13 protein-coding genes, 1 tRNA gene and 2 pseudogenes are annotated in these 14,055 nt (G+C 41.9%); 15 read left to right on the top strand and 1 reads right to left on the bottom strand.

What is annotated here, in order from left to right; genetic code table 11:
- Positions 1-410: 410 nt before the first annotated feature.
- The 3 genes from AEX56_RS04730 to AEX56_RS04720 all read left to right on the top strand — a co-directional run bounded on the left by AEX56_RS04730 (position 411) and on the right by AEX56_RS04720 (position 3,168).
- The gene (locus tag AEX56_RS04730) at positions 411-1,361 is read left to right on the top strand and encodes a PhoH family protein (protein WP_236683002.1); all 951 of its coding nucleotides are present in this window, start codon (positions 411-413) and stop codon (positions 1,359-1,361) included.
- A gap of 147 nt (positions 1,362-1,508) precedes the next feature.
- Positions 1,509-3,014, top strand: coding sequence for a phosphoglucomutase (locus tag AEX56_RS04725; RefSeq protein ID WP_049618074.1), 1,506 nt, complete (start codon positions 1,509-1,511; stop codon positions 3,012-3,014).
- Positions 3,015-3,095: 81 nt separating this feature from the next.
- Positions 3,096-3,168, top strand: a tRNA-Thr gene (locus AEX56_RS04720).
- A 442-nt stretch (positions 3,169-3,610) separates the two neighbouring features.
- Here the strand turns inward: AEX56_RS04720 and AEX56_RS04715 are convergent.
- Positions 3,611-4,294 carry a hypothetical protein gene (locus tag AEX56_RS04715; protein WP_049618073.1) on the bottom strand — a complete coding sequence of 228 codons (684 nt, stop codon included), beginning with the start codon at positions 4,292-4,294 and terminating at the stop codon, positions 3,611-3,613.
- Positions 4,295-4,646: 352 nt separating this feature from the next.
- Between AEX56_RS04715 and AEX56_RS04710 the strand changes: the two are divergent.
- The 12 genes and pseudogenes from AEX56_RS04710 to secG all read left to right on the top strand — a co-directional run bounded on the left by AEX56_RS04710 (position 4,647) and on the right by secG (position 13,999).
- Positions 4,647-6,311 (top strand): annotated as a pseudogene (locus tag AEX56_RS04710) (ABC transporter ATP-binding protein).
- A gap of 1 nt (position 6,312) precedes the next feature.
- Positions 6,313-8,053, top strand: a pseudogene (locus tag AEX56_RS04705) (ABC transporter ATP-binding protein).
- 43 nt (positions 8,054-8,096) lie between these two features.
- Positions 8,097-8,645: an HAD family hydrolase gene (locus AEX56_RS04700; protein ID WP_236682976.1), complete on the top strand. Its 549-nt coding sequence runs from the start codon at positions 8,097-8,099 to the stop codon at positions 8,643-8,645.
- Positions 8,646-8,866: 221 nt separating this feature from the next.
- Positions 8,867-9,364: an rRNA maturation RNase YbeY gene (ybeY, locus tag AEX56_RS04695; RefSeq protein WP_049618072.1), complete on the top strand. Its 498-nt coding sequence runs from the start codon at positions 8,867-8,869 to the stop codon at positions 9,362-9,364.
- A complete protein-coding gene (locus AEX56_RS04690; RefSeq protein ID WP_049618071.1) occupies positions 9,345-9,746 on the top strand; it encodes a diacylglycerol kinase family protein in 402 nt (133 codons plus the stop codon). The genes ybeY and AEX56_RS04690 overlap by 20 nt, the downstream gene beginning before the upstream one ends.
- Before the next feature lie 220 nt (positions 9,747-9,966).
- The gene (gene era / locus AEX56_RS04685) at positions 9,967-10,863 is read left to right on the top strand and encodes a GTPase Era (protein WP_049618271.1); all 897 of its coding nucleotides are present in this window, start codon (positions 9,967-9,969) and stop codon (positions 10,861-10,863) included.
- A gap of 14 nt (positions 10,864-10,877) precedes the next feature.
- Positions 10,878-11,294 (top strand): aminoglycoside 6'-N-acetyltransferase, encoded by a 417-nt coding sequence (aac(6'), locus tag AEX56_RS04680; RefSeq protein WP_049618070.1) that lies wholly within the window; start codon positions 10,878-10,880, stop codon positions 11,292-11,294.
- 28 nt (positions 11,295-11,322) lie between these two features.
- Positions 11,323-11,796: an 8-oxo-dGTP diphosphatase gene (locus tag AEX56_RS04675; protein WP_049618069.1), complete on the top strand. Its 474-nt coding sequence runs from the start codon at positions 11,323-11,325 to the stop codon at positions 11,794-11,796.
- 335 nt (positions 11,797-12,131) lie between these two features.
- Entirely contained in the window at positions 12,132-12,962 is an 831-nt protein-coding gene (gene mutM / locus AEX56_RS04670; RefSeq protein WP_049618068.1) for a DNA-formamidopyrimidine glycosylase, read from the top strand.
- Entirely contained in the window at positions 12,959-13,558 is a 600-nt protein-coding gene (gene coaE, locus AEX56_RS04665) for a dephospho-CoA kinase (protein WP_049618067.1), read from the top strand. Before mutM ends, coaE begins: the two co-directional genes overlap by 4 nt.
- Before the next feature lie 8 nt (positions 13,559-13,566).
- Positions 13,567-13,716 (top strand): 50S ribosomal protein L33, encoded by a 150-nt coding sequence (gene rpmG / locus AEX56_RS08230; RefSeq protein ID WP_082326175.1) that lies wholly within the window; start codon positions 13,567-13,569, stop codon positions 13,714-13,716.
- 46 nt (positions 13,717-13,762) lie between these two features.
- Positions 13,763-13,999 (top strand): preprotein translocase subunit SecG, encoded by a 237-nt coding sequence (secG, locus tag AEX56_RS04660; RefSeq protein WP_049618066.1) that lies wholly within the window; start codon positions 13,763-13,765, stop codon positions 13,997-13,999.
- Positions 14,000-14,055 lie beyond the last annotated feature (56 nt).

Here is a 14,055-nt window from a genome sequence, read left to right as displayed (position 1 = left end):
TCGTGGCACCTTCATTGAAGAATTGCTAGAAGAGGCGCAATTGATTTAGAGTCAGTAGACTGACAAAATAAACATCATTTTTTATGTGATCAATGCGAGCCAAGGCGAATACTTCCACCGTGATGAAAGTATCAGAAATATTAGTATTTCTGATACACGGAAACTTTGAGACGAGGCTCAAAGTTTAGGCATGGAATTCTGTAAGAAGTCGCTGACGTCCGCATCACCTAAGGAAAGTATCAAACGAAGACATTGTCTTTATTCTTAGCTAAGGAAATTTCTTCCTTGGCTTTTTTGAATAATAGCATAGCTGCATAGCTTTTTGAGGGCATTCCTTGGAGATTTTTGTTATAATGTGGATAATCAAACAAAGAAAAGGAAAATAATTTGCAAGAATTTTCTGTTGATTGATGGAAGATAATCTTGGTGTGGTCATTCATGCACGAACAGAGCGTGTGCAGATATTAGGCGATGAACAAGAAGCAGTGGAAACTGCGCGTCTTGCCATTGAAGCCCTGTTGGTTTTGGTCGGACGAGGCATGATTGTCAATACTTCTGATGTGATTACTGCGCTTTCCATGGCCCAGGCGGGTTCCATTGACAAATTTGTCGCTCTCTACGAAGAAGAAATTATCAAGGACAATTATGGGAAACCGATTCGCATCAAAACGCTGGGACAGAAGGTTTATGTAGACAGCGTTAAGCACCATGATGTGGTATTCGGCATTGGTCCTGCGGGAACAGGGAAGACTTTTCTAGCGGTGACTCTTGCAGTGACAGCCCTCAAGCGTGGACAAGTCAAACGAATTATTTTAACTCGTCCTGCGGTAGAAGCTGGTGAAAGTCTAGGATTTTTGCCAGGAGACCTCAAGGAAAAAGTGGATCCCTATCTCCGTCCGGTTTACGATGCCCTCTATCAGATTTTAGGTAAAGAACAGACAGCTCGCCTCATGGAGCGGGAAATTATTGAAATTGCACCCTTAGCCTACATGCGTGGGCGGACATTGGATGATGCTTTTGTCATTCTTGATGAGGCACAGAATACGACGATTGTGCAGATGAAGATGTTCCTGACCCGTCTTGGTTTTAATTCTAAGATGATTGTCAATGGAGACACCAGTCAGATTGACCTGCCACGCAAGGTTAAGTCGGGTTTGATTGATGCTGACGAAAAATTGAAACATATCAAGCAGATTGACTTCGTTCATTTTTCCGCCAAAGACGTCGTACGCCATCCAGTTGTTGCAGACATTATCAAAGCCTACGAAAGTGGACCAACTCCCCTTGTGCAGGAAGAAGAGCCTGCTTCTGGTCTAACTAGCTACGAAGTAATCGGTGAATTGCCAGAGGAGGCAGAGTAAGCTCAGTAATCCTAAATGTCAATAGGATTAGCAGTGTATTTTAAAACAATGAATGGTCTCCCGTTCATTGTTTTTTCTTATCCAAAGTTTTCTAAAACCCTAATTTATGATAAAATAATGAAAACGCAAACAAAACGGAGGACGTTTATGACAGAATTAGCACAGTTGCAAAATGGTTCGGATATTCGAGGCGTTGCTATTGCAACGGACGAATGGGCAGTGAATTTGACACCAGATGCGGTGAAACAAATCGCAGCGGGCTTGGTGAGCTGGTTACGAGTAGCCAATGAAGAAGCCTATCAAGCGGGTCATTTAACTATCGGTGTGGGGCGAGATAGCCGCTTGAGTGGTCCTGATTTGGCACAGGTTCTCACGGACCAACTACAAGCTCAGGGAGTGGACGTCATTGATTTTGGACTTGCGACGACCCCAGCCATGTTCATGGCGACCCAATATGAGGAATTTTCTTGTGATGCGGGTGTCATGATAACTGCTAGTCACCTCCCTTACTATTTTAATGGGATTAAGATATTTTCCAAAAATGGCGGAGCGGAGCACGAAGACATCGACTATATCTTAGAGCATACGGATCAAAATGACAATGGGGGTACAGGTCATATTGGCAAAGCGGATATTTTAACACCTTATTCTGCGGACCTTGTTGGAAAAATCCGTAAAGGTAGTGGTGTAGCTACTAACCAACCGCTTGCAGGTATGAAAATCATTGTGGACGCGGGTAATGGAGCTGGTGGATTTTTTGCAGAACGCGTCTTGACAGAACTGGGTGCGGATACAAGCGGTTCACAATTCTTGGAACCAGATGGTACCTTCCCAAATCACATTCCAAATCCAGATAACAAAGAGGCTATGGCAAGTATTCAAGCGGCTGTTCTGAAAGAAAAAGCTGATTTGGGGATTATCTTTGATACAGATGTGGACCGTGCTGCTGTTGTGACTAGCCAAGGAGAGATTCTTAACCGTAATAATTTGATTGCCATTCTCAGTCAAATTGCTTTGTCAGAACATCCTGGTACTAGCATTGTGACCAACTCTCCAACCTCTGATCATTTGAAAGATTTTATTGAGAAATTGGGCGGCAAACAAATTCGCTATATTTCTGGTTACCGCAATGTCATCAATCGTGCTATAGAAGCGAATGAAGCGGGTGTGGATTGCCAACTTGCCATTGAAACCAGTGGACATGCGGCGTTCAAGGAAAATTATTTCCTAGATGATGGGACCTATGCCGCAGCGAAAATCCTCATGCTCTTACCAAAACTGGCACAAAAAGATCAAACGGTGGATGATTTGATTGCGGATTTGAAACAACCGGTGGAAACACAAGAAGTTCGCTTCAAGTTAGAAACACCTGATTATAAAAAACTTGGACGTCAAATTATTGAAGATTTGGGAAATTATCCAGTAGAGGGCTTTGTTTTCAATCCTGAAAATGAAGAAGGCATTCGTTTTACCTTGAAAGAACCATTTGGACAAGGCTGGTTCCTCTTGCGTATGAGCCTCCACGAGCCACTTTTAGTCTTGCAAATCGAAAATGATCAGTTAGGATTTATGCCAACTGTATTGAAGGAATTGCATACTTTCTTAGCTAATTATCCACACGTCAATCAAAGCAAATTAGAAGAATTGCTGTAAAAAAAGCGAAGCGGGAAACCGCTTGATTTTCAAAAAAGTCTATTGACAAACAACCTATTTATGTTACAATAAGTAGGTATTGCTGGTTTAGCTCAGTCGGTAGAGCGCATCCATGGTAAGGATGAGGTCGCCGGTTCAATCCCGGCAACTAGCATAAGAAATACAGAAAACCCTTGATTTACAAGGGTTTTTGTTATGTCTGCCCCAAATCTGCTCAAAATATTTAAAAAATTGTCAATAATTAATCTGAAAGAAAAATAAAAAGCCTCTAAAACAAGGCTTTTCACTAGGTTAATTTCTGGCAAGTTGGGATATGAAGGCAGTAACTAGCATAGCAATCCATCTCATTGAGTTGGAGTTGGAGTTTTGTATTATTAAGAGTACTATCTCTTCTAAATTGGTAGAACCTCAAATTATAAAAATTCTAGAATTAATTATAAATTTTGCGAAATAAATGAGATATTTGTATAATTCTTTGCAAAAAATAACATTTTTTAGTTTATTTTTGAAAATATTAATAGTTATTGTCCCATAAAATTTGACTAAATATCTATAAAATATGTAAGAAGAACTCCAATGATGGATCTATAAAATTGCTAATAGAATACATCAACGATGGCAGGTACCGTTTGTTTATTTCCTAATACAGTCTCATACGAATATAAACCATATATAACACCATAAACGGTGATTAAATCGTCTTCTAAGAGCCTATGCCCCGTCCATTCTGCAGCATCGATTTGTACAAGATAAACATCGTCGTATCCATCCGCAGATGTTGCAATTCGTAACGTAGCTCCGCCAGACCCGTCATCCTGAACCTGAATTACTTTTCCTGTAATCTGTAAGTTTTCTCCAGCATGTGCATCACCATTTCTTGCCATTTCATCATAAGCTATAGTTGGATAATTGTTAGGGTCACGTCTAGCTTTTTCTTCAGCCTCTTTGTTCGATTGAGTACTATCTACTTTAGTTTCAGACTTGGAACTCATTTCTTTAGAACTAGCTAATGCTGAAACTTCAGAAGTCTCATTAGTTTTATTTTTTGGTCTATCGCTCCCTCCTATTGCAACCAATAAAATAGAACCAATTAAGCCAACAATTCCTAGAATCATAGAGTATTTTTTCATTTTAGAATCAGGTTTTTTCTTAGTAAAATACCAATATCCAACACCACCTATGATGAGAGCAAGTGGAGAAAGTGCCAGTAGTAGTGAGAAAACTAGGACAGCTAAAATAATCAATCCGATAGTTTTCAAAATTCCGTTTTTACTTTTCATAAAAATCTCCTTTTAATTTGGTAAATTATACATTAATAATTATATTATATTTTTTATAGTCAATCAAGGTTGTTTTTTTCATAATTTCCTAAAATACCCTTGATATCTCTATTTTTTCTGATAGAATGTGAACTAGAAAACAGAAAGGAGAACTATCATGAATACAAAAATGATGAAACAACAATTGAATAGACAAATGCTCCTTTCTAAGAACATCTCTTAGTTTATTTTTGCGGACTTGAGGGGCCTCAGATGGAGTATGATATGACTCTATCTGGGTCTTTTTGTGTGCTTTTTTGCAAGAGAAACAGATGGCTTAGGAAATTTGGATGGAGAGGATAAGGAGAAGAAAATGTTTGGGTTAATTTTTGATTATGTCAAGCAGCATAAGTGGATGTATCTGCTGATTGCGGTCTTGATTATTGTCTATGATGTGACACTCTTGATTCCAACGCAGGTTATCCAGCGCTTGGTAGATCAATTATCACATGAGACAATGACTGCGGGTTCATTGACCCGTGATATGGTCATTTTGGCAGTAGCGTCAGGGCTTAATTACCTGTCTGCCTACATTTGGCATTATAAATTATTTCAGGGTTCAGTCAATTTCAAGTTTGGGATGCAACAGCGTGCTTTCAAGAAATTGGTGACCATGCGGACGCCATTTTATGAAAAAATTTCGGCCAGGAGATATGCTGACGCGGTTTTCAACAGATGTTGAGGGACTCATGGAAATGGTCGGCTATGGCCTTATGATTGTGGTCTACGCAGGTGCCATGATCGCCTTTATCCTGCCAGCTACGTTTGTGATTTCATGGAAAAACAGGATGTGATTATTGAACGAAATCGTGAGGCGGTTGCGGCACTCAATAATGAGGTATTAGAAGCGGTGGAAGGGATTCGTGTCATGCGGGCCTATAGTAAAAAAGCGGTGCAGGGCAATCGTTTTCATGAGAAAACGAGAAATCTAGCTCATGAGGGAGAACACATCATGACTTACCAGTCCTTATACGGACCTATGGCCAATTTTTTCATGGGATTGTCGACTGTCCTAGTCTTGCTTTTGGGAGCACGCTATCTGATGGCAGGGCAATTATCGCTAGGGCAGGTCATTGCACTTCAACTGTATATGGTATCTTTGATTGAGCCATTGTTCATGTTATCGGATTTTATCTTAGTCTATCAGACGGGGAAAACTTCTTTTGAAAAGGTGAATGAATTGATCACAACGGGCGATGACATGGAGGAAAATGGGAAAGAAGTAGCCCAGTTTGTGGAGGATTTTGCTTTTAGGGACTATGATTTTGCTTATCCACATGCGGAGCGCAAGAGTTTAACGGGTATTAATTGGACTCTCAAGCGCGGTCAGACAGTTGGGATTGTCGGAAAAACGGGCTCAGGTAAGACAACCTTGATTCGTCAGTTTTCACGGCAATATCCACTGGGACAAGGAAATTTCTTTTTAGATGGACAAGGAATTGCTCACTATTCGCGGATCTCAATCGAGCATTTAATTGGTTATGTGCCGCAAGAACATATTTTGTTTTCAAAATCGGTGGGAGAAAATATTGCTCTTGGTAAGAAGGATGCTTCCAAAGAATCCATTGCAAAATCTACTGAAACAGCGGCTTTCAAAGACGATTTGGATCGGATGTCAAATGGTTTAGAGACCATGATTGGTGAGCGGGGTGTGTCCATTTCAGGAGGACAAAAGCAACGGATTTCTATTGCACGCGCTTTCTTACGGGAGCCAGAGCTCTTGATTTTGGATGACTCCTTGTCAGCAGTTGACGCTCGGACAGAGCGAAAAATTATTGAAAATATTCAAAAGGAGCGTGCTGGAAAAACCAATGTCATCGTGACGCACCGCTTGTCTGCGGTTAACCACGCTGACTGGGTATTAGTCATGGAAGATGGCCGGATTGTCGAAGAAGGCACTCCAGCTCAGCTATTGGCCTTAGGAGGCTGGTATTATGAACAATACCAACGGCAGCAGAGCCAGGAAGGAGGAGAATAAGATGAGAGTTATTGTACGATTATTGAAAGAAATTCGCTACATCAAGGGTCTCTTTCTACTGGCAGTCACGGTATTTGTGCTTGCTATTATCAGCGGTCAGTTGTCACCGCTCTTATTGCAGCGGGTCATTGACGGACCGTTGACCAAGCTTGGAAAAGGTTTAGCATTTAATCAAGCGGATTTTTTGCGGCAGTTGGGATTCTATCTTGTTCTCGTGACACTAGGGGCAGGTTTCTCTTATGTGGCGACTCGCTTACTCATGCACTGTGCCAATAAAATAGCAGAGCTCATGCGCAATCGTGCTTATGAAACCATGCAGCGTCTCCCTATTTCTTATTTCGACGATAAGCCTGCTGGGAAAATTGCAACACGAATTGTCAACGATACCGAGACTCTAAGAACACAATTCTATGGCATGTTAGTACATATTTTTACAAATATTCTGCGGGTTGCCTTTGTTTATGGAATTATTTTCTTCCTGAACCCTATTTTGGGAGCGGTGCTGCTCATTCTCTTACCAGCTTTTTATGGTTTACAAGTGATCTACAAACGCTTGCCTGATAAGCCTATGAAGGATTTCTACGATGCTAGAAGCGAGGTCAATACACAGGTCAATGAAATCATGAACGGGGCTAGTCTCATTCAGCTTTATCGGCAGGAAGAGGCAGTGCTAGCGGAATTTGATCAGACAGCGACCAAGATGAAAGATGCGGACAATCGTATTATTTGGGCCATGTCTATTGCCTCTTGGCCACTCAGTGAATTTGTCAAAAACATGCTGGTAACTGCGATTCTAACCATCGTTGGAATGCAATTTTTGTCAGGTCATTCAGCCTTGAGTGCTGGTCGTCTATTTGTTTACCTAAATTACGTTATTAATTTATTTGACTTAATGGGTATGCTAGTGCGGCAATTACCTAATATTCATCGGTCGGTGGAAACGGGTCAACGGGTGTTGGATTTGCTGGACCAAGAAGTGGAAGCAGATGCGGATGCGAACTTAGAAGTCAAAGAAGGAAATGTGGTCTTTGACCATGTGGAATTCGCCTACGAGTAAGGAAAGCCTGTTTTACAGGATATTTCAATCGAGGCTAAAAAAGGGGAAACGATAGCACTTGTGGGGCACACAGGCTCTGGGAAATCATCCATCATGAACTTGCTTTATCGCTTTTATGAACCGCAAAAGGGACAAATTTTGATTGATGGGCAAGATATTTCACTGTTTTCTAGAGAGAGTTTGCGCAGCAATATGGGAATTGTTTTGCAGGATCCGTATTTATTTACTGGAACCATTGCTAGCAATGTCAGTATGGACAAGAAAGATGCAGATCCTTGTGAGATTCGCCAAGCGCTGGAAAAAGTGGGTGCCAAGGATTTGTTGGGGCGGTTGGAAAAGGGCATTGATGAGCCAGTTGTCGAAAAGGGAGCTGCCTTCTCCAGTAGGGGAGCGCCAGCTCATTGCCTTTTCCCGCACTCTCTTTTCCAATCCTAAAATTCTGATCTTGGATGAGGCGACTTCCCACATTGATACGGAGACAGAGGAGATTATCCAGCGGGCTATGGAAGTGATCAAAGAAGGTCGCACGACCTTTATCATCGCTCATCGCCTGTCCACCATCCAAAATGCAGATCAGATTTTGGTTCTGGATGCGGGGCATATCATTGAACGTGGTACTCATGAGGAACTCCTAGCTCTAGGTGGAAACTATGCACAGATGCATAAGATTCAACAGAAAGTGTAAGATAGGGTAAGAAAGTTTACTAGATTTTTGCTACAATAAAGATATGAAAGCAACGATTTTTGATTTGGATGATACTTTGTATGATCAGATGCAGCCTCTTGTGCGTTCGATTGCAGCCTATGGACTGACAGAAACGCAGCTTAGACAGCTCTATTTGGATTTTCGGACCTTTGCGGATGAGGTCTTTGAAGCGGCTGTGACAGGAGAGATTTCCTTGGAAGCCAGTCACATTTATCGTATGAAATCGGCTTTTGCAAAGAATGGTATGACTATTTCGGATGATAAAGCTTTGGACCTGCAGCAGCAATATGCTTATTTTCAAGGGCATTTAGAATTACCAGCTGATTTTGTTGCTATTTTTGAATTTTGCTATCAACATGGGATTAAGCTAGGAATCATTACCAATGGACCGCATCGCCACCAAGAGCGGAAAATTCAGGCCTTGGGTTTAGACAAATGGATTTCCCCAGAACATATCATCATTTCTGGTCAGGTTGGTGTGACTAAGCCATCTGTGGAGATTTTCCGGATGATGGAAGAACGTTTGAACTTGCCTGCTTCCGAGCTTGTCTATGTGGGGGGATTCCTTTGAAAATGATGTCATTGGCAGCAAGCTGGCTGGCAGTGTATTTGGTACAATCATCGTGGTCGCTCTGCTATTTCCAAAAAGATAGAGGCGGATGCTGTGGTGACAGACGCGGTTCAAATACTGGACTGGATGAAGGAGAATCAGTAGAAGGCGGGAGACCGCCTTTTCTTTGTGGCTCGGGCTTTTTATGGTATAATGGGGACAAAGAAAGTGACGGGTGGACTATGTATATCGAAATGGTGGATGAGACGGGGCAGGTTTCACAAGACATGCAGGAGCAGATTTTAGATTTGCTCGATTTTGCTGCCCAAAAAATCGGCAAAGAGAAAAAGGAAATGGCTGTGACCTTCGTGGACAATAAGCGTGTGCACGAGGTCAACTTGGAGTACCGTGGCATCGATCGGCCAACAGATGTGGTTAGCCTGGAGTACAACCCTGAGACAGAGATTATTTTTGATGAAGAGGATTTGCTGGACAATCCTGAGCTTGCGGAGATGATGGAAGATTTTGATAGTTACATTGGTGAGCTTTATATTTCCATCGACAAAGCGCGTGAGCAGGCAGAAGATTATGGGCATTCTTTTGAGCGGGAAATGGGCTTTTTAGCGGTCCATGGTTTCCTTCATGTCAATGGTTATGATCACTATACGCCAGAGGAAGAAGCGGAAATGTTTGGACTACAGGAAGAGATTTTGACAGCTTATGGACTTACAAGAGAATAATCAAAAAAAATGGAAAAACCGTGATTTAGTAGCCAGTATGGAATTTGCGGTCACGGGTTTATTTACGGCCTTCAAGGAAGAACGTAACATGAAAAAACATGCCTTATCGGCTGTTTTAGTGGTCTTGGCGGGTTTGATTTTCCGAGTCAATGTTATCGAATGGCTTTTTTTGCTGCTTAGCATCAGCTTGGTCATTGCCTTTGAAATCATCAACTCTGCCGTTGAAAATGTAGTCGATTTGGCTAGTAATTATCACTTCTCCATGTTGGCTAAAAATGCCAAAGATATGGCGGCAGGGGCAGTTTTGTTTGTTTCCGGCTTTGCTTTATTGGTAGGGCTGATTATCTTTGTGCCTAAGATTTGGCTGATGGTGTTTGGATAAACATTGTTGGCACAATCTGTAGAAATAAATGGAGTTAACAGTCTTTGTTAACTTATTTAGTAAAAAAGAAAGAGAAATTTTAGAAGGGAAGGAATGGGTGAGCTTGTGTTTGGAATTGAACACGGGCTAAAAACTTATGAAAAAGATAAATTCTTTTGTATCAGAGTGATACTGCAAGAATTTCCTATTTTCAATTCATTTTTTACGCCCTTTGTATCTTATGTTTAAATCTGGTTTTGTGGCGATTTTAGGTCGTCCAAATGTTGGGAAATCAACATTTTTGAATTATGTGATGGGGCAAAAGATTGCCATTATGAGTGATAAGGCGCAGACAACGCGCAACAAAATCATGGGGATTTACACGACGGCAGAAGAGCAAATTGTCTTTATTGACACACCGGGAATTCACAAGCCTAAGACAGCCTTGGGTGATTTTATGGTGGAGTCTGCCTACAGCACCTTGCGTGAAGTGGATACGGTTCTCTTCATGGTGCCAGCCGATGAAAAACGTGGCAAGGGGGATGACATGATTATGGAACGTCTCAAATCTGCTAAGATCCCCGTTATTTTGGTGGTCAACAAGATTGACAAGGTTCACCCTGATCAACTGTTGGAGCAAATTGATGATTTCCGTCACCAGATGGACTTCAAGGAAATTGTACCGATTTCTGCCGGTCAAGGAAATAATGTCAACCGCCTAATGGAATTACTTAAGGAAAATTTGGATGAAGGTTTCCAATATTTCCCAGAAGATCAAATCACCGACCACCCTGAGCGCTTCTTGGTGTCTGAAATGATTCGCGAGAAAGTACTTCGCTTGACGGAGCAAGAGGTGCCCCATTCAGTTGCTGTAGTCATTGAGTCCATGAAGCGTGATGAAGAGACAGATAAGGTCCATATTCGTGCAACTATTATGGTTGAGCGCGATAGCCAAAAAGGCATCATTATCGGAAAACAGGGATCCATGCTCAAGAAAATTGGTTCTATGGCACGCCGTGATATTGAACTCATGCTAGGTGACAAGGTTTATCTTGAAACTTGGGTCAAAGTCAAGAAAAACTGGCGTGATAAGAAGCTCGATTTAGCGGATTTTGGTTACAACGAGAAAGAGTATTAGAAGATGATTGAAAAATCGTCACAGAGAGCAATGTCAGTGCTTGGGCAGCTTTGGCTAGCAAACTGTGGTCTACAAGTCAAGAATCTCTGGTAGAAGAATTTTTAAGTCAGAAATTTCCTTATGAATTCATCTATCGAAAAGATGGGTGTGTGGTTGCTTTCATGAGCCTATCTGTTCGTCAGGATTATGTCGAGGGGACACAAGTGAGTCCTGTGGCTTATTTGGAAGGTATTTTTGTTTTAGAAGCTTACCAGAAGCTGGGAATTGCCAGTGAATTGATTGCCTTTGCCCGCAACTGGGCGAAGAAACAAGAATTGAAAGAATTAGCATCTGATTGTAGGCTAGAAAATGTTACTAGTCAGGCACTCCATCATGCTCTAGGTTTCCGAGAAGTCAGTCGGACAGTGCATTTTGTAATGAAAGTGGACTAGTTGTAACATCATTAATTAAAGGAGTAACATGCCACGCAGTGAAGAAGTGATTTTAACCAATATGTGCCTTGTGGAGGATGAGACTGGGCGATTCGTCATGCAGATTCGCAATTCCGAGCGTTATACTTTGGACGGTGCAGCCTTTTCTGGTGGTCACATTGAAAAAGGAGAGAGCCTGCACGAAGCTGTTATTCGTGAGGTATTTGAAGAGACGGGGCTAACCATTTTCAATCCTCAATTGCTGGGTGTCAAGCATTTTCATACGCGTGACGATGGCGCTCGCTACTTGGTTTTTCTTTATAAAACGACGGAGTTTTTGGGACAATTGCAGAGCTCCGAAGAGGGTGAAGTAGTCTGGGTCAGTCATGAGGATATCGCAAGTGGTAAGATTGAGCTCGCTGATTCCATGTCGGATATGTTTCCTATCTTTTTTGACAAAGAGCATTCTGAAATCTTTTACAAACGAAATGCCGAAGGAATCTTAGAACGATTTGATTTTTAAATGGATCAACATGTACAAGAAAAATCAGCGGAAGAGTTACTTTAAACTCATCTAGGATTCTTAGAAAATATGTAGAAAGGATAGGGTAAGCTAGTGTTCGGAACTGAACACTAACTACGAGGATGGTGTCAAAAAGATAAATTGTCCCTAGACGCACGCGTCGTCGGTCAATTTCCTATTACATAGTAATATTATGAAGAAAGGACAGGGTGTTGTAAGTTGACCTGAACCCGAGCGAAAAGCTCGGAAATTAGACAGAACTCCTTGTGTGATAGCACACTTCGGTCGTTCTCCTAAATTTCAGTCGCTTTTTTATCGCTCTTGGTATCGTAATCATGCCTGAACTACCTGAGGTTGAGACGGTGCGGCGGGGGCTGGAACGTTTGATTGTGGGAAAAGAGATTCAGTCGGTGCGAGTAGGCTATGCCAAGATGATTGTGTCAGGTGCAGTTGCTTTTTCTGAGGCTCTTCCGGGTCAGGTGGTCCAGTCTGTGGCTCGCCGTGGTAAATACCTTCTTCTTTATCTGACAGATATGGTTGTTGTATCTCATTTGCGGATGGAAGGAAAATATCTTCTTTTTGAAAATCAAGCTCAAGTACCTGACAATAAGCATTTCCATGTCTTTTTTGACTTTACAGATGGTTCTGTCTTGGTCTATCAAGATGTGCGTAAATTTGGTACTATGGAAATCCTAGATAAAAACGCAGTGGAGAATTATTTCCTTTCTAAGAAATTAGGTTCAGAACCAACGGAGCATGAGTTTACGCTCTGCCCTCTTCAAGAAAAACTAACGAAATCTAAAAAGCCCATCAAGTCACATTTATTAGACCAGACTTTGGTAGCTGGTCTTGGAAATATCTATGTGGATGAGGCACTCTGGCGGGCGAGGATTCATCCGGCGCGACCGAGCTTTAGTCTGACGGAGACTGAAAGTCAGGATTTGCGCCTAGCTATTATTGATGTTCTGCGCCTCGGCGTGGAAAAGGGAGGCTCAACCATTCGAACTTACCGCAATGCTTTGGGGCTAGACGGGACCATGCAGGACTATTTGGAAGTTTATGGAAAAGCAGGGCAGATCTGTTCGCGTTGCCAGACGGAGCTAGTTAAGATTCAGCTAGGTGGACGCGGGACGCATTTTTGCCCGACTTGTCAGGAGAACAAATGAAAAAAGTAATCGGACTAACGGGCGGCATTGCCTCTGGAAAATCGACTGTTACCAATTATCTAAGACAAAAAGGCTGGTCAGTCATTGATGCGGATGCAGTGGTCCATGAATTGCAAGCTAAGGGCGAAAGCCTCTACGAGGCGCTGGTAATAGAATTTGGAAATGCCATTTTGGATGCACATGGCCAGCTGGATCGTAAAACTTTGTCAGAAAAGGTCTTTAGCCAGCCTGATCTGCGCAAGCGTTTGTCGGAAATCCAAGACTCGATTATTCGTCAGGAATTACTGGCGCGTAGAGATGCTCTTTTGCAAGAACAAGATGTGGTTCTCATGGATATCCCTCTCTTATTTGAATTGGGATATGAGAGAGCGGTCGATGAGACCTGGTTGGTCTATGTAGACAGAGCGCAGCAGCTTAGTCGGCTCATGGAGCGAAATGGTTACAATCGGAAAGAGGCTGAAAATCGCTTGGGAGCGCAGCTTTCTTTAGAAGAAAAAAAAGAAAAAGCGGCTGTTGTCATCGATAATCGAGGGAGTATGGAAGAAACTTTTCATCAGGTGGATGCTTTCTTGGCACAGATGACAGTGGAAAGTTAGGAAATTTTGTGAGAGTAAAGATCAATTTGCAATGCTCGGAGTGTGGCAGTAAAAATTATTTGACGAGTAAAAATAGTAAGACTCATCCGCAGAAGATTGAGGTCTTGAAATATTGTCCTAAGGAAAGAAAAGTGACGCTTCATATTGAAACCAAATAAAATTTATGGTACAATGTAGGGAGTTATTGAAGAAAGTGAACGAAAAATGTATCAAGTTTTATTAACCATTCTTTTAATTTTATCTGTAATTATTGTGGCGGTGATTTTCATGCAGCCAGCTAAAAACCAATCAAGTAACGTATTTGACGCGGCGGGTTCAGGTGCTTTGTTTGAACGTTCAAAAGCGCGTGGATTTGAAGCCGTTATGCAACGTTTGACAGCCATTCTGGTATTTGTATGGCTTGTTGTAGCACTTGCTTTAGTTGTTATTTCAAGTAGATAAAGTTGGATGGGGACTGGTTGAAGTCCCTTTTTTGTATTTTTCGTAAAGAGTAAAAA

This window comes from Streptococcus sp. X13SY08 (assembly GCF_001182825.2).
Classification (GTDB): Bacteria; Bacillota; Bacilli; order Lactobacillales; family Streptococcaceae; genus Streptococcus.
This window is presented reverse-complemented; position numbering and strand designations above follow the sequence as displayed.